Annotated in this window: 16 protein-coding genes and 1 pseudogene; 3 read left to right on the top strand and 14 right to left on the bottom strand. The window is 51.5% G+C overall.

From position 1 onward, the window contains the following. Positions 1-6: 6 nt before the first annotated feature. The 10 genes and pseudogenes from HMPREF3142_RS03095 to HMPREF3142_RS03050 all read right to left on the bottom strand — a co-directional run bounded on the left by HMPREF3142_RS03095 (position 7) and on the right by HMPREF3142_RS03050 (position 13,866). Positions 7-330, bottom strand: coding sequence for a PTS sugar transporter subunit IIB (locus HMPREF3142_RS03095; protein ID WP_070611556.1), 324 nt, complete (start codon positions 328-330; stop codon positions 7-9). A gap of 35 nt (positions 331-365) precedes the next feature. Beyond that, positions 366-1,321, bottom strand: a pseudogene (locus tag HMPREF3142_RS03090) (alpha/beta hydrolase fold domain-containing protein). Between the two features lie 32 nt (positions 1,322-1,353). Further along, on the bottom strand, positions 1,354-2,637 hold the full coding sequence (locus HMPREF3142_RS03085; RefSeq protein WP_070611552.1) for a carbohydrate porin: 1,284 nt from the start codon (positions 2,635-2,637) through the stop codon (positions 1,354-1,356). Between the two features lie 186 nt (positions 2,638-2,823). Beyond that, a complete protein-coding gene (locus HMPREF3142_RS03080) occupies positions 2,824-3,768 on the bottom strand; it encodes an AraC family transcriptional regulator (protein WP_004180047.1) in 945 nt (314 codons plus the stop codon). A gap of 42 nt (positions 3,769-3,810) precedes the next feature. Next, entirely contained in the window at positions 3,811-6,423 is a 2,613-nt protein-coding gene (locus tag HMPREF3142_RS03075) for a family 78 glycoside hydrolase catalytic domain (protein ID WP_070611550.1), read from the bottom strand. Between the two features lie 50 nt (positions 6,424-6,473). Beyond that, positions 6,474-7,709 carry a PTS sugar transporter subunit IIC gene (locus tag HMPREF3142_RS03070; RefSeq protein ID WP_176747605.1) on the bottom strand — a complete coding sequence of 412 codons (1,236 nt, stop codon included), beginning with the start codon at positions 7,707-7,709 and terminating at the stop codon, positions 6,474-6,476. Positions 7,710-8,112: 403 nt separating this feature from the next. Continuing rightward, the gene (locus HMPREF3142_RS03065; protein ID WP_012541629.1) at positions 8,113-8,994 is read right to left on the bottom strand and encodes a LysR family transcriptional regulator; all 882 of its coding nucleotides are present in this window, start codon (positions 8,992-8,994) and stop codon (positions 8,113-8,115) included. A 149-nt stretch (positions 8,995-9,143) separates the two neighbouring features. Then, a complete protein-coding gene (locus tag HMPREF3142_RS03060; RefSeq protein ID WP_038422604.1) occupies positions 9,144-11,444 on the bottom strand; it encodes an FdhF/YdeP family oxidoreductase in 2,301 nt (766 codons plus the stop codon). Between the two features lie 319 nt (positions 11,445-11,763). Next, on the bottom strand, positions 11,764-12,681 hold the full coding sequence (locus HMPREF3142_RS03055) for a bestrophin family protein (RefSeq protein ID WP_016161115.1): 918 nt from the start codon (positions 12,679-12,681) through the stop codon (positions 11,764-11,766). A gap of 231 nt (positions 12,682-12,912) precedes the next feature. Further along, positions 12,913-13,866: a cation diffusion facilitator family transporter gene (locus HMPREF3142_RS03050; RefSeq protein ID WP_070611546.1), complete on the bottom strand. Its 954-nt coding sequence runs from the start codon at positions 13,864-13,866 to the stop codon at positions 12,913-12,915. A 220-nt stretch (positions 13,867-14,086) separates the two neighbouring features. Here HMPREF3142_RS03050 and HMPREF3142_RS03045 point away from each other — a divergent pair, with 220 nt between their 5' ends. Further along, entirely contained in the window at positions 14,087-14,773 is a 687-nt protein-coding gene (locus HMPREF3142_RS03045) for an ABC transporter substrate-binding protein (RefSeq protein WP_070611544.1), read from the top strand. A gap of 3 nt (positions 14,774-14,776) precedes the next feature. Here the strand turns inward: HMPREF3142_RS03045 and HMPREF3142_RS03040 are convergent, their stop codons facing one another. The 4 genes from HMPREF3142_RS03040 to HMPREF3142_RS03030 all read right to left on the bottom strand — a co-directional run bounded on the left by HMPREF3142_RS03040 (position 14,777) and on the right by HMPREF3142_RS03030 (position 16,861). After that, the gene (locus HMPREF3142_RS03040; protein WP_012541625.1) at positions 14,777-15,646 is read right to left on the bottom strand and encodes an oxygenase MpaB family protein; all 870 of its coding nucleotides are present in this window, start codon (positions 15,644-15,646) and stop codon (positions 14,777-14,779) included. Between the two features lie 103 nt (positions 15,647-15,749). Then, positions 15,750-16,181 carry an OsmC family protein gene (locus HMPREF3142_RS03035; protein WP_008804765.1) on the bottom strand — a complete coding sequence of 144 codons (432 nt, stop codon included), beginning with the start codon at positions 16,179-16,181 and terminating at the stop codon, positions 15,750-15,752. Positions 16,182-16,294: 113 nt separating this feature from the next. Beyond that, the gene (locus HMPREF3142_RS29240; protein ID WP_012541624.1) at positions 16,295-16,441 is read right to left on the bottom strand and encodes a hypothetical protein; all 147 of its coding nucleotides are present in this window, start codon (positions 16,439-16,441) and stop codon (positions 16,295-16,297) included. Between the two features lie 15 nt (positions 16,442-16,456). Further along, the gene (locus HMPREF3142_RS03030) at positions 16,457-16,861 is read right to left on the bottom strand and encodes a YdeI family stress tolerance OB fold protein (protein WP_008804764.1); all 405 of its coding nucleotides are present in this window, start codon (positions 16,859-16,861) and stop codon (positions 16,457-16,459) included. Positions 16,862-17,006: 145 nt separating this feature from the next. On the opposite strand from HMPREF3142_RS03030, the gene HMPREF3142_RS03025 reads away from it, so the two are divergent. Both HMPREF3142_RS03025 and HMPREF3142_RS03020 read left to right on the top strand, forming a co-directional pair. After that, on the top strand, positions 17,007-17,510 hold the full coding sequence (locus HMPREF3142_RS03025; RefSeq protein ID WP_008804763.1) for a hypothetical protein: 504 nt from the start codon (positions 17,007-17,009) through the stop codon (positions 17,508-17,510). An 8-nt stretch (positions 17,511-17,518) separates the two neighbouring features. Next, entirely contained in the window at positions 17,519-17,965 is a 447-nt protein-coding gene (locus HMPREF3142_RS03020; RefSeq protein WP_008804762.1) for a DUF421 domain-containing protein, read from the top strand. Positions 17,966-18,047: the final 82 nt, after the last annotated feature.

Here is an 18,047-nt window from a genome sequence, read left to right as displayed (position 1 = left end):
GTTTCCCTACTTGTTGAGTGAACGTTCATCCAGCAGCGCCAGCGCCGCAGCAAGAATTTTATCGCCACGCATCATACCGTAATCCATGCTATCGATAACGGCGACTCTCTTACCCACCGCAGCGGCCTTTTTGTTAAATTCTTCGAATTTATATTTAATCTGCGGTCCTAAAAGACAACAATCGTAATTTGGTAACGTGCGGTCAAAATCATCCATTGAAACAGCAATAATATCGACAGCAATGTCTTTCGCTGCGGCCGCTTGCTTCATTTTATTCATCACCATGCTCGTTGACATGCCGGCAGCGCAGCACAAAAATATTTTTTTCATCTTATTTACCTTTTTCTGTAACGTATTATTGATGCTTATCTTTGAGATTTTGGTCTAAAAAATTAATAATAATTTTTGATACTTCAGGCTGATACCACATCAAACCTGCGTGATCCGCCCCTTTCACCACGTAATGGGTGGACGGTATTTTTTTCGCTACCAGTGCCTCGTGTAAAAGCGTTGACTGGCTGGGTGAAACCACATTGTCGGCATCGCCGTTCATTAGCAGAAAAGGCGGCGTTTTATTCGAAATCCAGGTGATGGGATTAGCTCGTTTCGCCTTTTCGGGATAGGCGGAGATCGCGCCACCGCCTTGCCAGGGAATACCATTAACCAGCATCGCCTCTGGTATGGCCGGTGACTGATGCGCTTTTTGAATGTCCGAAGAAAAGTCAGCGCCGACTTTCGTCAGATCGGACAGGCCATAGAGATCAACCACCGCCTGCACATCGCTGCTTTGACTTGAATACTCTCCCTGGTCGAATTCCTTATGGCCGCTGGTGGTACCCACCATGGCGGCTAAATACCCACCCGCCGACTCGCCCATCACAGCGATATGGTTGGGATCGATGCCTAATTTTTCAGCATTGGCGCGTAAAAATCTGACCGCCGTTTTCGCATCTTCAACCATGCCCGGGAAAGTCACATTTGGTACGACCCGATAGGTAATGCTGGCGACGACATAACCAGCCCGGGCAATATCGACCCGCTGACCGATAAATTTTGATTTGGGCGCATCGAGAAAGCCGCCGCCGGTAATAAATACTACTGCGGGTAACGGTTTATCAGCATAAGGCTTGAGCAAATCCATCGTTAACTGGAGCGGTCGTCCCATGATATTTTGCGTAAATGAATAGGCAATATCAGGCACCATCTCGACGGCCAGAGCGCTGGGTTTAATAACGATAGTTTTGCTGTCTGTTAAAGGTGTTTGCGCAAAAGCAGACGGAATAATAAGCATCGTCAGCATAGCAGCGACGTGTTTGTTCATAGGGTAATATCCTGTAGTGATGTAGTAATGATTCAGAACCAGACTTCCATTCGATACCCGACTCGCCACTCCGAGTCTTCCGGCAATAACGTGACCTCTTTGTCCCCGCCTGCATAGGTAACCGTCAAACTGAGAATCGGCGCGACATACGGTAAAACATCCAGCTGCAGGGCCGGGCCGGCGGCAATTTTGTAGCCGACGCCGCTGGCACCTTCGACGCCATTTTTATTGATAGTGTTATTCACCATGACTTCATACAACATGGAGAGATTTTGGTGATGAATATTTTGTTTAACGTTTACGCCGGTAAAGATCCCGGTTTCATTTGCGGAACCATAGGTCATGTCCCCCCCTGAATAACCTGTATCAGGTATAAAGGTGGTTCGGTCAGCAGTTTTTTCACGCTTGGTATATTCATAGATGAAAGCCGGCGAGACGGCAAAATCATCAAACAACGTCAAATTTCCATCGGTGGAAAAACGCATTGAAGAATCGCCCTCTTCGCTAAGGACGGTAATACGACTGGTGTTCAGATAAGGAGCAATAACCCCTTTACCATACTGTAATTTGACTGTCGATTGTCCCTTTGCCACTCCCCAAAAAGACGGCATGCTGTATTTCGCGGAAAAACTAATTGCTTTCTGCTTGCCAGTGCCCAATGGGTCATCAATTTCTTTAACATAGGTCATACCCAGTTCTGTCTGATCGATACGATAAGCCATATCAACGATGCGCCGCGAGCCTTCTATCGCCTGCGGCGCGGTATCGCTGGACCAGTCGATCTGGTCGGTACCAACGTTCAAATCAAAATTCTTACTGTTATAACCGAGGCCGGAATCAATATGCACTTCTTTGGTATTGTAAGCGAAGATATTAATACGTTGATCGAGGTAACGACGCCCAGCCCAAATGTTTGCGCCCTCGGGAAGAAAAGAGAGTCCACCAAAGCGCCCATAATTCTGTGCCGTTTCTACCGTTTTATCGCCGTAACCCACCATTTCATAGGTGTAATCAGCCCATTGCTCAGGAGAAGCCAGACCCTGCCATTTTTTAGTGATAGCCAGCGATGTCCAGTAATCGTGCCAGAAACTGTTTCCTAAATCGCCCATTTTGCCACGAGGATCCTGATTAGGTCCGGTGGGGTCGGTATGCAATGACATGTTTTTGGGACGGTTTAGTTCGCTCTGAAAATCTCCAGCCACCATGCCATATCCATTTAACTGGAAGCTGCCGTCGTCGCTTAGATTGGCCGCATGGCATAAGGTCGCAGGCAGAAAACATGAGATAACACCTGGAATAATAATTCTGGGGTTCATTCTTCAGACTCCATCGGGTAAGAGATATAAAATAAATAAAATTATTATTTTTATTGCTTATCTGATTTTATTTAAAGAATGCCACTCGTGTTATAACCCAGTTTGCCTTTTTATATATCGGCTGTTGCCGATTTTACTTATTACAAAAACATGCAATAGCATGAACGCTGTGAGCCAATTTACTATTCAGGAGTTCAGATCACGATACTCCTTAATACTCATATTATATTTCTCTTTAAATACTTTATAACAATGCGAGGCGTTTTCATAACCCGTCATATTAATAACGTCAATAATAGAGTGATTAGTATGTTTAAGGAGATGGATCAACACATCCAGGCGTTTTTCAACCAACAAATCGCTAAAGTTCTTACCGGTGAAGTCTTTTATCAGTTTACTCACCTTATAATTAGGCTGATTTAAACGACAGGAGATCTCTTTCAGGCTGGCAGTTTTATAATCTGTATCAATATATCTCAACACCGCCATGGCAAGTGATTCATTGTAACTGCCGTTGATATGGTAATCGCTGGCTTGCACATTCGAGAGCAGTTCGGTCATCAACAGGCCCACCAGGAAATTGACGCGTATCTCTTTTAAGTGATTATTACTGTAGATCTCGCTGATGATGACATGCATAATGTTTTGAATTGCGTCGATTTCCCCCACCTTAAAGTGAATATGCTCTCCATGTTTTTTTCTGCCATTAATTGCTGAAAGGATAAAACGGGAAATGATGTTATTTTCGTCAAAAAGGGACATAAGTCGACCGAAAAATTCGGTCTTAATAATAAAATTGATGATAATATCATTCTGCCCTGCGGCTTCAATTTCGTGTCTGGCAAACTGGTTGATAAGCAGGATCTCACCCTTACCCAAAGTGAGACTTTCTTCATTAATCTTCTGATGCATTTTACCCTGATATATATAAATAAGCTCGATAAAGCCATGAGAATGCAACGGAATTTTAGTAAATCGGGTCTGCTTTTCAATATGAATGTAGTTGTCTTTGAAAAACCTTCGCTCCATATGGCTTTTGAATTTATGACACAGTTGATAGTTAGCGCGAAGCAGTTCGAGTTCTCTATCGGTATAAGCCAGTAGCTTTTCATGAATATCATGGTGTAACATAAAAGTACCTAACTGGAGCGAACGTTTGGGTATGCACTATCATTACAATAGTACTTTTATCTCACCTGCATCGGTAATGTCATAAAACTGATGATAGGTATCACAGTCTATCGGCGCAGGTAATTGTTTATTAAGTTGATACACTTTTGGTAATTTAAGGGTGCATTTTTTGAGGTTAAATGGCACTTTGATGACTAATTCAATGCCTTTTTTATAGCGCCGCCAGCGACACTCAATACGCCCTCTGATGGTTTGATGCCAGCAATCCACAAAGTTAATCGTGTCAGTAAAGGATGGACTGATTAAAATAACATCAGCACCAACCGCCTCCTCAGCGACGGTAATGCCGCCCAAAGCCTGAAACAGCCAGCTGGTATAAGAACTGAACATCGCGTGATTATTTGAACCATTCAGGTTATCACCGAAAAATTCCTTCAATGTGCTGGCATCATTTTTAAGCATTTTCTTGAATCCGGCTTCGACTCTTAACCATTCAAGGATTAATTCATTATGACCATAGCGATGAAATATTTCATAGGCAAAACTTTGGCCAAAAATCCCACAGGTGATAACATTTTGCTCTTTTTTGATGAGATCGATCAATGCGTTCAATGAACTCTCGATATCATCACACAAATCGAAGTACATTGCAAAAACAAAGCTGGTCTGACTGCGATCGGCGAAGCTGCCATCCGTATTCTTATAGAGTGATAAAATTTTCTCTCTAATTTTATTGGCCTTGCTAATATATTTTAGCCATTTTTCTTTTAAGTCAAGATCATCACATATTTTTGCGATAATTAACAAATAGTAATAATAGAAACAAGCACTGGTGAAATGGAGAGCTGGCGAGCCATTTTTGTAATTACGCATATCATGATCGCGGCTTCCCCAGTCACCCAGGCAGCAGGTTACCAGGTCATCAAAGTCGCGCATTTCCAGGGAGAGGATTTGCTTCTCAAGAAATGGCAAGCTTTCGGCCAGCAAATTGATATTGCCATAATGTCGATAGTGAATGGCTATCAAATAAGGTAATACCAGTTGCCAGCCCAGCGGTCCCGTTTCCCCGCCGACGCCATTAGTTTTAATTCCCATAAATGGCGCAGTTTCCGTCACACCACCGCAGGGACGAATATCATTGATAAAATCAAAGATAGTTTTCTTATAAATAGCGGCAGAGTCAAACTGATACACTTGCGACCGGGCCAACGCGACAATGTCTCCGCCATAGGCGAAACGTTCGCGGGCACAATCCCCGAAGACCGAATGAATGTTATTCAGTTTGGTTCTTTTAGCAACCTCAAAGAGCTTATTTATGTAAGGATCTGAGCAGTAAAAGCCCCCGTTTTCCCTTAGTACAGTATGTACTGAAAGCGCCTGAACGTTGTTTAATTGTTCAATATTAATACCGCTTAACTGCACATAGCGAAACGAATGACAGGTAAAGGCATTGATAAAATGATTCTTCCCACTGCGGCATTCAAAGGCATCCTTCTGCTCCGCCCTCGCCGGTGCTCCAATTCCGCCGTCAATAATCACACCTTCAGTAACCTGTTTGCCGACAAATCCCGCAAGGGTGGAGTCAGTGTTTAGTTCGTAGTTTTCATCAACGTCTTCGCTATAGAGCAGTTCCACACGTTGATTCTCAGACGCGGTAATGGATAAATCGATAAATCCGGTGACGATGGCACCGAAATCAATAATGAATGTCTCTTCGTCTACGACGTGGATATGCTCTGCCCCGAGGGACAACGTATGGTTAATTTTCGGAATAAAACTCGAGACCAGACGGCCTTCAGGCCCGTTACTCAGCACCACATTTTTCCAGGCAGGCATCAGCAAATCGGTGGTGTTGTCTCCGCGAAATAGTTTCATATCCAGGCGCTCACCCAAATAGATATTATTGAAGGTATAAGCACCTTCGCAATATTGCCAGTCGGCATCACTACCGATGATCATTTCGCGATCTGCAAACTTCATATAAATGTCAGCGATGACCTGTGGTTCACCGATGGTTAAGGTCTCTCTCAGGTTATATTTACCAAATAATTTAAGCGGCGCTGGATTAAACCAGCCATCGGCTAGCTCAACAATGACTTCATTTTTCGGCTGATTAATAAACGGCTTTATACTGTAAGTATCATAATAAATAATTTTAGCATAATTTGTCCAGTCAGTATTGAGCTCACCGCGTGTGACCTCTTTACCGTTGATATACAATTTATAAAACCCAAGACCAACAATGCTGATATAGGCATCAAGGAGGTCTTCGTCGAGATAAATTGTTTTTCTCATCACCACATTACGTTTACCGCGATAGTAATGAATATCATTAGTGAAGTGATGCCCACCGCTCACCCAGTGGCCAGAAAAATGGCCAAGATTACTGGTTGTAAAACTGTTTCTAAAAACGTTATTCTCACCATTGTCACCGTGGGTAAGGACTTCTATGGTATAAGAAGTAAAGCTTTGTAACGATATTCCATCGAGAGTGATAATTGTATTATTACCCTCTCTTGTGATAAGAGATACCAATTCGGCATCTTTATAAACTTTTATCGAAAATGATTTTTGAGGATAATTGGTAGACCAGCACACCATAATTGGCAGATGATCGACAATAATGTTTTCCGTTTGGTAATTGATACTTAACATCTTTCCCACCATGGCTAAATTGGCGTTGCTGGCATATTTTTATGGAGCATTCAAATGGTATCCGTCTGATTTTCTTCCCGGCAAGCGACAAGATCGGCAGTCTTGAAGAAGAAATACCATCCTGCAAATCGCGCAAAAAGTCCTATCAATTGGAAAGCGGCAATTTTCCAGCTCCCCTGCATAAAACCAGAAACAATGATCGGCATGCCGGCCGGGGTACTCACCCCAGCGACGCGAGGCAATACGCCAATGACCGTTAGATACCATGCAATGCCGAGCATGATGCCATTGATAAAAATATAAGGAATCGCCAGAGTAAAATTCATTACCAGCGGCACGCCATAAGCCATCGGTTCGCCAATGGTGAAGATAGCTGGCGGCAAGGCGATCTTACCGAGCGTTTTATAGCGTGCGCTCTTCGCGAAAAAAGCGAGCATTATAGCCAGCGGCAATAAATCTCCAGCAGCGCCATAAGTCATAAAGAACGCAAAGCCTGTGATGTTGGGTAAGTCGACGCCTGCAGCATATGCAGCAAGCTGCTGGGCATCCATGGCAAACCAGATCGGCGCTACGATACCGAGGGTGATAGCGTGGCCATGCAGCCCAAAAAACCATAGCAATTGCGCAACAACAGCAACAAAGATGAGTGACCAGATTCCGGATCCAAGTGATGTTAGCGGAACCTGGATTAATTTATAAATAATTTCGTGAATGCTACCATAACCGACACTGGTAATGACTGCGGAGATAATTGTAAACAGCGTCAGGATGGCGATTCCTGGAATCAATGAAGAGAACGATTTGGAGATAAATTCCGGAACGTTTTCTGGCATTTTGATAATCAACCCCTTACGGGTTATCGCCACGAATATTCGTGTTGAAATTATCGCCACCAGAATGGCGGTAAATAGCCCCATGGGCCCCAGCCATTGGCCAGGAATTGAAAATGACTGCCCTAACGGCCCTATCTCAACGAGATCATACGGCGTTAAAATAAAAAAAGAGATCATTGAAATCAGGCCTGACATGAAGCCATCAACATCGAAATTTTTCGCTAGCGTATAGGCAACGGAGAAAGCGACAATCACGGCTAAAAAATTATTCGTGAAGGTAATCGGGATATCAAAGAAGCGAGTTAAGTTGTGTCGTAACAAAAAATCCTGGTATGGCGCGAATGGAAACACTTTAACCAAAGTTGCCAAAGAACTCATAATTGTTACTGGCAATATGAGCATCATACCGCTCATAATTGACTTAAGATAGGTATTTTGACCAATGCTTTGCATCAGTTGCAAAGCCTTTTCTTGTACAATGTTGGTATGAGATGACATGTAAACAGTCCGTGATGTTATTAGTTTTCAGACATATTCATTTAACAATTCATATGCCGGCATGACATTAATGCATCATAATCTAACCAGGAAGTCAGCCTAATATATCATTATGGAGTAATACATATCGGTTGTTGTTAACTTACATGACGGCTGTTGCCGTAGTTAATATTTGTGATGTGTACTGCAGGAGGGATAAAAAATTGTCATTAAAGCTTGTATCTTCTGGACAGCATTAAGCGGCACCGCAATACCACTTTTACCAACGGTCCTGCACCACCGGGGCTATATTGGCACTCTCCCATCAGAGGGTCGTTTAGGCATTTTAGTGACAAGCCGCCAGGTCGGCGGCCCGGCCTCAGCCAAAAATCCCCTGCGCCTCGGCGAAGCATTTTTCCGCCAGGGTTGATACCGGCTCCTGCTGGCGCATAATGAGCGCCAGCTGTGAATCGACCTGGGTTTCGGCGATCGGCAGAATTTCAAGATTATCGCTCAGCGCTTCGAGGCCGTTGTTGAGCGGCATAATCGCGCAGCAGATCCCCGCCTGCACCGCCTGGATAATCTGAAACGTCGAATCGCTTTCAAAAACATACTTCGGCGTTAGCCCTTTAGCCTTAAAGCTGATTTCAATGGATTCCCGGTAGTACATTCCCTTGGTCAGAAAACCGAGGGGCAACGTCGCCAGCGCCTCCCACCCCGGCGTCGCACCGCTGAAGTCGAAATGGCGTTTATCATGCAGGAGCCCCATCCGGGTTTGCGGCAACCGGGCGACCTTAAACAGGCGCTGGTCCAGATGCTGCAGATAGCAAATGCCCAGATCCAACTGGTTACGGCTGACACCATCGATAATCTGCTCCGAGGTCATCGACAGCAGGCTGAACTGCAGCGCCGGGTATTTCTCCGCCAGCGGTTTAATCAACTGCATCGGGTTGAGGCTCGCCAGCGGCACCATGCCGACCCGCAGCTGACCGACCATCTGCCCGCGGCAGATCGCCGCCTCTGCCGCCAGACCATCATGGGCGGCCAGCACCGCCCGCGCCCAGGCCAGGATCCGCTCACCTTCCGGGGTAAAACCCTCAAAGCGCTGGCCGCGCTGAATAAGCGTCAGGTTCAGCTCCTCTTCCAGGTTACGAATGCGCATGGAGAGGGTCGGCTGAGTAATATGGCAGGCCGCCGCCGCCTGGCCAAAATGGCGCGTCTGATCGAGCGCGATCAAATACTTGAGTTGCTTAATATCCATTCTCTTTCCCGTTTGAACCCCGCCGTTCACCCCCGGGGCCGCGCACAGGTTACCAGAATGTTAGTTTCACTAGCGATAAATTCAAGCGAGGACATCACGAGGGGCTGCGGGGCGCAGGACGGCGCGATGCCGCCCTGCGCCCTGCTTTTTTAGCGTACGCCAGCCAGCGGACGGATCTCTTTCGAGCGCAGCGTCAGACGAACGGGAACCGACTTATATGAAGGGGTGCCGCTCTCTTCATCCAGATAGTTCAGAGGCACCAGCACGTTGGCTTCCGGATAATAGGCCCCGACGGTACCGGGCGCGATGCCGTAGGCTACCACCGTGATATCTTCCAGCGTCAGCTCGCTGTCTGGCAGCGCGGTATGAATATCTACCCGATCGCCATGTTCCAGCCCCTGGGCAGCCATGTCCTGTTCATTCATAAACAGCACGTCGCGGCGGCCAAAAACACCGCGGTAGCGGTCATCCATCGCGTAGATGGTGGTGTTGTACTGATCATGACTGCGCAGCGTCACCAGGCGCATCACGTCCTCGCCCTCCACCACCACGTTCTCATGCACCCCTTTGAAGACCGAGAACATCGCTTTACCGGTGGCCGTTGGCCAGATGCGCTCGGTCGGCGGTAGCGGCATGCGGAAGCCCCCGGGATGACGAATACGCTGGTTATACTCCTCGAACCCCGGAATGGTCTGTTCGATCAGATCGCGAATGCGGTCGTAATCTTCCACCAGATACAGCCAGTCCACTTTGCTGGCCGGCAGAGTGGCCTTCGCCAGACCGGCGACAATCGCCGGCTCCGAGCGCAGCGTCGGCGAGGCGGGCTTAAGCTTGCCTGACGACGCATGCACCATCGACATCGAATCCTCGACAGTGATCGACTGCCGGCCGCTGGCCTGCAGGTCAAGCTCGGTGCGGCCCAGACACGGCAGAATAAAGGTCTCTTTCGCCGTCAGCAGGTGCGAGCGATTGAGCTTGGTGCCGACGTGAACGCTAAGCTCAAGGCCGCGCATCGCCGGGAAGGCGCGTTCGTGATCCGGCATCGCCACAGCGAAGTTGCCCCCGAGGCAAATCAGGGCTTTGGCGTCGCCGGCGATCATGGCCTCCAGGGCCTTCACCGCATCGTGACCATGATGCCGCGGCGGCGTAATCCCCATCACCCGCTGCAGGCTGTCGAGGAAGGCCGCAGAGGGTTTTTCACTGATCCCGACGGTGCGGTTTCCCTGCACGTTTGAGTGGCCGCGCAGCGGACAGATGCCAGCGCCCGGCTTGCCGATGTTGCCGCGCATCAGCAGCAGGTCGGCAATCAGACGGACGTTGGAAGTGCCTTTATTATGCTGGGTAATACCCATGCCGTAGGTGACGATGGTGGCCCTGGATTTGGCGTAAGCCACGGCGACCTGGGTCAGGGATTCGCGCGTCAGGCCGGACTCCTGTTCGATATCCTGCCAGCGGGTGGCATGCAGATCCTCGGCGAAGGCAGAGAATCCCTGGGTATGCTGGGTAATAAACGCGTGGTCGAGCACATTGCCCTGCTCCTCCTCCAGCTGCAGCAGCGCTTTGGCGATCCCTTTCAGCGCCGCCGCGTCACCGCCGGCCCGCACCTGGTAGTAGGTCGAAGCGATCGGCGTCGAGCGCCGGGTCGCCATCTCCATCACGTTCTGCGGGTCGGCAAAACGCTCCAGCGCCCGCTCACGCAGCGGATTGAAAACGATAATCGGCACGCCGCGGCGGGAAAGCTCATGCAGGGTGCCCATCATCCGTGGGTGGTTGGTGCCCGGATTATGGCCGATGGAGATCACCAGCTCGGTCTGGTCAAAATCGTCGAGGGAGACGGTGCCTTTGCCAATCCCGATCGACTGCGGCAGGCCCACGCTGGTGGATTCGTGGCACATGTTGGAGCAGTCGGGGAAGTTGTTGGTGCCATACTCGCGGGCGTACAGCTGGAACAGCCACGCTGCCTCATTGGACGCCCGGCCAGAGGTATAGAACTCGACCTCATCAGGCTGCAGGCCGCGAAGGATCTCGCCGATGCGGGAGAAGGCCTGCTCCCACGCCACCGGACGCAGAGTATCGCTGGCGCGGTCGTAGACTAAAGGATGCGTTAAGCGGCCATAGCCCTCCAGTTCGAAATCGCTCTTCGCCAGCAGGGAGGTCACGGTGTTGGCCGCGAGGAACGCGGGCGTCACCCGTTTGGTGGTCGCTTCCCAGGTCACGGCTTTGGCGCCATTTTCGCAAAACTGAAAAGTGGATTTATGCTCTTTATCCGGCCAGGCGCAGCCCGGGCAGTCAAACCCATCCGGCTGGTTAGTGCGCAGCAGCGTGGCGGGCGCTTCGAAAGCATCCATCTGGGTACGCACAGCGATGGCCGTGGCCTTCAGGGCGCCCCACCCGCCTGCCGGGCCATCATAGGGGTGAACACCGGGCACCGCGCGTCTTTTATTGGTCATCTCTTTACTCCTGCTGCTCTGTTCTGGCTGTCTCTAGCCGAAAAAGGCGTACGACAACCCCGGCGACGAAGCGTGAATCGCATGGCGTCACCTGAAAAGAATGCTGTTTCTCAAGGATAGTACGATGGGAAAGCGTAGGTACTGCGTTTGTTAACTGAATAATAACATACACCACAATTCTGTATAATTGATGTTATCTATCAGGTGTTAAATTTAACTTATTTGCAAATTTTCGCGGTTATCGTCGCTGTGCGCTGACGGATAAAAGACCCACGGGAAAGCGATGACCGGGCAGCGGAAACCGCCCGGTGGGTCTGATTCAGGTCAGATTGAAGTAACGGTCCGGACGCAGCGTCTCCGGCAGCGGATGCTGACCGGTCATGTCGAGCAGATTGCGCTCAATGGTATTGCACATGGCGTTCAGCGGCAGATCATTGGCGGCGGTACCGAAAGGATCTTCCAGCTCTTCCGCCAGCGAATCCCACGACAAAAAGGTGTAGGAGATAAACACCGAGACAAACGGCGTCATGTAGTGCAGATCGCCGACCAGCGCGAACGGCAGCAGCGTGCAGAACAGGTACACGGTGCGCTGCAGGATCAGGGTATAGGCGAATGGCACCGGAGTGGTCGCCAGCCTTTCACAACCGCCCAGCACGTGCGCCAGCTCATCGAGTTTGTTGTCCATCAGCCCGTAGGTGATGTCGCTGAGCTTGCCCGCCTCCCGCAGCTGGCCAATTTCGTTGCCGACCAGCAGCAGGATCCGGTTGGTGGGCATTGAGCTGGCGAGGATCTCCGCCACCTTGTCATCCGGCAGCAGCCGCCGCAGGTCAGCCGTCGGATCGGTTTTGCGCAGCTGGTGCTTCAGGCTCCAGCTAAAGGCCACCAGATAGCTGACGATGCGGCAATGGACATCGTGTTCGGCCGGCAGGATATTGCGCAACTGGCGTACCAGCGTACGTTCGGCGATAAGCACCGTCCCCCACAGATTGCGCGCTTCGACGAACCGGCTGTAGCTGGCGCTGTTGCGAAAGCCGAGAAAAATCGCAATCGCAATCCCCAGCAGGCTGAACGGCGCCACCGTTAAGTGGATCCCCAGCTGCTCGTACCATTGATAGCTGATAATGGCGATGATGGACATCAGCACATTAAGCAGCAGACGAAAGATGATTTTCGACAGCACGGAGCCGTGCCAGTCAAATAAGCGAAGAAACCAGTGTTGTTCTGGCCGAATGATCATTGTCTGACTTCCTGAATTACCGCTCTGGTCATTATCTCTGAATAAAGAATAGAGATTATCTATGAACCGATTGGTTTATTTTATCGTTAACTGCGATGGGCAGATCTTCGCCATTATTTAGCGATGGTAATGGCGTTTTTAGTATGTGCTTTTTTTATATTTCAGGCAATCGATGCGCCAGCAATTAAGGCTCAGGGAAAAAATAGCCGCTGAGCCAATAAAATTGCCGGTTCAGGACACCGGGTGCGCCAGGCCGCTTTTGTCAGCCCCGCATAGCGCGCTGGCCGCGTCGCTGGGATCAAGATGCACCATTACGTTAAGCACCGGATGCTGCGCCAGGACCCGCTCCCGCGCCTGACGGGCAATCTGATGTCCCTCGGCTACCGACATCTCTCCCGCCACCTCGAGATGGACATCCACCAGCACCAGATCCCCCGCCTTACGGGTTTTCAAATCGTGCAGACCCGCCACGCCCGGCGTGGCCTGCAGCGTGCCGGCGATCGCCCGCTGCGTCTCTTCATCGACGGCGCGGTCCATTAAATCGTGCAGCGCCGTGGCGGCGAAACGATAGCCCATGCGAGTGATTAGCAGTCCCACCGCCAGCGCGGCAAGCGGATCGAACCAGGCGAACCCGGCCAGGTTACCGATAATTCCCAGCGCCACCACCAGAGATGACGCGGCATCGGAGCGGGCATGCCAGGCGTTGGCGATGAGCAGCGATGAATTCAGCCGCGTGGCGACCGCCAGCATATAGCGAAACAGCCCCTCCTTAACGGCCAGCGCCACCAGCGCCATCCACAGCGCCACGCTGTGCACCGCCGGAATCGTCTGCGGCTGCGCCAGGTGACCTGCCGCGGACCACAGCATGCCGACCCCGACCAGCACCAGGATCGCGCCGAGGATCAGCGAGGCGCCATTCTCGTAGCGCCAGTGTCCATAGTGGTGATCGTGGTCTGAGGGTCGACGGCTCTTTTTATTCGCCACCAGCACCACCCCATCGGCGACCAGATCGGAAAAAGAGTGCATCCCATCAGCAATCAACCCCTGGGAGCCAGAGAATATTCCCACCACAACCTGAAACACGGAAAGGAAAATATTGACCACCACACTAATAAGGGTACTCTTTCGCGCCTGCATCGAACGCTCATGATATTTATTATCATTTTCAAAATTATATTGTGTCATTATTTCTCTCCCTTTGTGAGCGGGAAGAATAAACTGACAAGCTGAGTTTATGCTTAACAATATAAAAGCCATTGCCTTTCCGTTTAACGATATCGGCGCTGTCGATTATTAATATATTCTGAAAGGGTGGCAGGACAGGTACAACCGCGCGCGGATGGGCTATCTTATGACTGGCCCGGCAGGTCGGGCCACTTTCTCTTCACCACCACAGGAGTCAGCGATGTCAGAGAACACCTCATCCCGGCTGCGTTTTGCCATTAACCTGGGCAACGCGGTCCTGGCCCATCTCGGGGAGACGGGGGAGCCCGCAGGTCTCACCGTCGAGCTTAGCCATCGGCTGGCGACGCGCTGGGGCGTCACCGCCGAGTTCGTCCCCTATCCTGCCGCCGGAAAAGTGGTGGCTGACGCCGGCGGTGATCACTGGGACATTGCGTTTCTGGCCATCGACCCGGCCCGGGAAGCGACCCTGCGTTTTACGCCTCCCTACATCACCATCCAGGGGACCGCGCTGGTGAGAGCCGGTTCGCCCTGCCAGAGCGTGGCCGACATGGATCGCCCGGCAACCACTATTAACGTCGGGCAAAACGCCGCTTACGATCTGTGGTTAACCCGTCATCTGCAGCACGCCAGCCTGAATCGCCTTCCCTCCTCGCAGGAGGCCATCGACGCCTTCCTCGCCGGTGAAGGAGATATGGTCGCCGGTATCCGACAGCCGCTGGAGGCGACAGCCCGTCAGCACGCTGGGGTGCGGGTACTGGCGGATAATTTTACTGAGATCCAGCAGGCCATCTGCGTCGCCCGGGCGGATGTCGCTGGCTTCAACGCGGTGAATGACGCGCTCAGCGAGTGGCGGGCGGATGGCAGCCTGGAGGCACTGATTGCCCGACAGCTGGGCAAGGCGAAGTGACCTTCACTCCACTTGCATCCGGCGCATGGCGCAATGCCAGGCGCCGTTGCGTACCGAAGCACGGAGCACGCGGGCCACGCCATGCACCAGCAGGCGCGTCGTGCGCCGCTGCAGCGGCGTGAGCGACAGCCCCAGCATCTCCTGCGCCCATTCCGGCAGCAGATCGATCCCGGCGCGCATCATGACCTGACCCACCGGCTGGCTCAGCCTACCCGGCAGACGAGTAGAGAGCAGCACCTCGGCTACCTCCCGGGTACGTTCGTCACAGCGCAACTGCGGGCGCATCGCCTCGAGATAGTCCGCCACTTCCTGCGGCGTCTGAGGGATGTCCTGGGCCCCCAGCCGACGGGCGATTTCCGCCGACTCGCGGAAATAGTCCTCCTGGCGCTCGGCGCTGACCACCGTCCGCTTGTAGCGCAGGTGGGAGGCCATAAAGCGGCTGCACTCGGCGACGTGCACCCAGGTCAACAGCGCCGGATCGCTGGCCTGATAAGGAGTGCCGTCCTTATCCACCCCGCCGATCCGCTGATGGATCCCCTGCACTTTGGCGATGAGCCGCTCGGCGTCGGGGGTAGTGGCAAAGGTGGTGGCGGAAATAAACTGGCTGGTGCGGCGCAGGCGGCCAAAGATGTCCTCACGGAAACGGGAGTGATCCCAGACGCCGGCCAGCGCCAGGGGATGCAGCATCTGCAGCAGCAGCGCGCTGATGCCGCCGCAGAGCATCGAGGTAAAATCGCCGTGTACCTGCCAGATGGCCGACTGCGGACCAAACAGCCCCGGCTCCCCTTTAGGCTGTTCAAAATCGATCTCTTTTAGCGCCATGCCGGTCAGGCCGAGCACCTGCGCCTCGATCATCCCGCGAATGCCGATCATGATGATGTCCCTTACGTGCAATTAAAGGACAAAAGATACCACTATTGGGCAGCGCAGGGAGAGATATTGGGAAAGGGTGCCCGCTGCGCGCGGGCACGACAGCTTACGGATTCAGCTGGTAGTCGAGAGTGATATTGGCTTTCAGCACCTGCGATACCGGGCAACCGGCCTTCGCTTTCTGAATGATCTCATCGAACGCCGCCGGCGCAACGTCCGGCAGAACAATCTGACTTTGCAGCGCGATGTCGGTTATCGCAAAGCCGCCGTCGGTTTTATTGAGGGTGACCACCGCCGTCGTGTCGATAGACGTTGCGGTATAGCCCTCTTCGCTGAGCATCAGCGACAGGGCCATTGAGAAACAGGCGGCATGCGCGGCGCCAATCAGCTCCTCAGGGTTAGTGCCTTTCACCCCTTCAAAACGGGTGTTAAAGCCGTAGGGCTGCTGGCTCAGCGCCCCGCTCTCTGTCGACACGGTGCCTTTGCCATGTTTCAGATCGCCTTCCCAGTGCGCCAGCCCTTTCTTATGAATCGCCATGTGACTCCTCCTGTGATGATGTCGAACAAAAAGTATAGTGCGTGATGCCGAACCTGCGCCTTTTCTGCGGCCTGGGCATCACTGTGCCCTTAAGGATCTCGTGGTCAGCCTCGCTAACGACCATCGTGTGGCTGATAAGGATCGGTTTTGTCGTCCTTGCTGTCGTCCCGTTTACGCGGCACTTCGCCATGCTCGGCAGGCGCCTCGCGCGCAGGATGTTTTCCGCCCTGCTCACCTTGCGGCTGAGATGTGTTACTCATATCGGCGTTCTCCGATTACTTAGGCGACTGCTTGAGCAGACGATCGACACGCACCACCGGCGGCGTCATTTTGCGATCGAGGCTACCGTTGATGCTGACCAGATCGTCAGGCTCTACGTGCTGTTCGTTAAACGCGGCGGCCGGAATGATGGCGGTGATGGTGCCGCTTTTATCGCGAAACTGATAACGGTCATTGTCCTGGCGGGTGAGCACATTACCGCGCAGTGAAATAGTCGCGCCATCGTGCATGGTTTTCGCCTGCTCAACGGTCATGATCCGGCCATCCTCGACGCCGCGATAGCCGTCATCGAGTTTGTGCGGCGGCGGCGGTGCGGCATCCTGACTAAAACCGCCCTTATCGTCCGCCTGTGCAATACCCACGGCGAGTACACAGGCCATAGCGAGCGCTAATTTTTTCATCATCCCTCCGTCATTTTATAAGTGATTAGAATAAAGCCTGGCTGAGGCTATCCACTTTTACAAAGTCAATTGTTCTGATATCGACTAATATAAGAATGTCCTTATCGTTACGCTGTTGCCGAAACGAAACGCGGGGAAAATAATAATGATTAAGAATCAACAGGATTGTCCCATCGTTGACGAGAATGAACGAGCACTACGCTTCGAATATCGATTCCGGCGCTATGGGATAATTGTTCTGAGTCTCATCATTCTTACCGCACTAAGCGGTCTGTGGTCCTCCGGTTATTTCAGTGAAGCACACCGGGAAAGTGCCGCAGGTGAATTAAGCGTCGATTATCAGCGGTATGCCAGACTGATGAGTGAAACCGAAGTGAATATTCAGATTAAACCCGATGGAGGTAGTGAAAAAATTATCAGCTTCACCGCCCCGTTTTTATCGCGCTACCAGGTCGGTGATATCCGCCCGCAGCCAGATAAAATGTACAGTGCCGAGGGGAAATTATACCTCGTGTATCAGCAAGCGGCCAACCGCTCGCCGATGTCCGTGTGGTTATCCATTACCCCAAAAACAGCCGGCAATATTTCCCTGCAGGCGGCAGTGAACGATCGCGCGCCTGTCACCTGGAACCAGTTTGTCTATCCCTAGGAGTGGCTATGGAAATGGTCCTCAGAGCCGCAGCAATCTATTTTATCCTGTTGATTATTTTTAAGATTGCTGGCAGAAGAACGCTGATGCAGTTAACCAACTTTGATCTAATATTGCTCCTGATAATTAGCGAAGCCACCCAACAGGCGATGCTCAGCACAGACTATTCCGTCACCGGTTCGATGCTCACCATCGTCACTCTGGTGGGTGTTGATATTTTATTCGGCTATATTAAGAAACGCTTCTCGCAGGCGGAAAATTTCATTGATGGCAGCCCGGTTATTGTGGTGGAAAATGGTGCTGTCATCGACGAAAAGATAAAGCTCGTCAATATCTCTGTCGATGATATCCTGCTGGCAGCCAGGCAGCACCATGGGATCTATGAGCTCAAAGCGATCAAATTCGCTATCCTCGAGCGTAACGGCCAGATATCCATTATTCCTGAAAAGGAATAGTCTCAATTTTATTTATCGCGCTCCGGTTGTTTATCACCTGATTCGGGGGCGCGGGTGGCGTCATCCTCTTCTTTTTCAACGC

This window comes from Klebsiella sp. HMSC16C06, from assembly GCF_001808325.1.
In the GTDB taxonomy this organism is placed as follows: domain Bacteria; phylum Pseudomonadota; class Gammaproteobacteria; order Enterobacterales; family Enterobacteriaceae; genus Klebsiella; species Klebsiella variicola.
The sequence above is the reverse complement of the archived record's forward strand: the minus strand, read 5'-3'. Positions and strand labels throughout refer to the sequence as shown.

Bases quoted from the DNA above. Each gene is read 5' to 3' on its own strand.
- HMPREF3142_RS03060 (WP_038422604.1), bottom strand. From the start codon at position 11,444: ATGACCAATAAAAGACGCGCGGTGCCCGGTGTTCACCCCTATGATGGC.
- HMPREF3142_RS03080 (WP_004180047.1), bottom strand. From the start codon at position 3,768: ATGTTACACCATGATATTCATGAAAAGCTACTGGCTTATACCGATAGA.
- HMPREF3142_RS03040 (WP_012541625.1), bottom strand. From the start codon at position 15,646: ATGATCGGCATTCGCGGGATGATCGAGGCGCAGGTGCTCGGCCTGACC.
- HMPREF3142_RS03085 (WP_070611552.1), bottom strand. From the start codon at position 2,637: ATGAACCCCAGAATTATTATTCCAGGTGTTATCTCATGTTTTCTGCCT.
- HMPREF3142_RS03035 (WP_008804765.1), bottom strand. From the start codon at position 16,181: ATGGCGATTCATAAGAAAGGGCTGGCGCACTGGGAAGGCGATCTGAAA.
- HMPREF3142_RS03050 (WP_070611546.1), bottom strand. From the start codon at position 13,866: ATGACACAATATAATTTTGAAAATGATAATAAATATCATGAGCGTTCG.
- HMPREF3142_RS29240 (WP_012541624.1), bottom strand. From the start codon at position 16,441: ATGAGTAACACATCTCAGCCGCAAGGTGAGCAGGGCGGAAAACATCCT.
- HMPREF3142_RS03020 (WP_008804762.1), top strand. From the start codon at position 17,519: ATGGAAATGGTCCTCAGAGCCGCAGCAATCTATTTTATCCTGTTGATT.
- HMPREF3142_RS03030 (WP_008804764.1), bottom strand. From the start codon at position 16,861: ATGAAAAAATTAGCGCTCGCTATGGCCTGTGTACTCGCCGTGGGTATT.
- HMPREF3142_RS03070 (WP_176747605.1), bottom strand. From the start codon at position 7,709: ATGCAAAGCATTGGTCAAAATACCTATCTTAAGTCAATTATGAGCGGT.
- HMPREF3142_RS03095 (WP_070611556.1), bottom strand. From the start codon at position 330: ATGAAAAAAATATTTTTGTGCTGCGCTGCCGGCATGTCAACGAGCATG.
- HMPREF3142_RS03075 (WP_070611550.1), bottom strand. From the start codon at position 6,423: ATGTTAAGTATCAATTACCAAACGGAAAACATTATTGTCGATCATCTG.
- HMPREF3142_RS03065 (WP_012541629.1), bottom strand. From the start codon at position 8,994: ATGGATATTAAGCAACTCAAGTATTTGATCGCGCTCGATCAGACGCGC.
- HMPREF3142_RS03025 (WP_008804763.1), top strand. From the start codon at position 17,007: ATGATTAAGAATCAACAGGATTGTCCCATCGTTGACGAGAATGAACGA.
- HMPREF3142_RS03055 (WP_016161115.1), bottom strand. From the start codon at position 12,681: ATGATCATTCGGCCAGAACAACACTGGTTTCTTCGCTTATTTGACTGG.
- HMPREF3142_RS03045 (WP_070611544.1), top strand. From the start codon at position 14,087: ATGTCAGAGAACACCTCATCCCGGCTGCGTTTTGCCATTAACCTGGGC.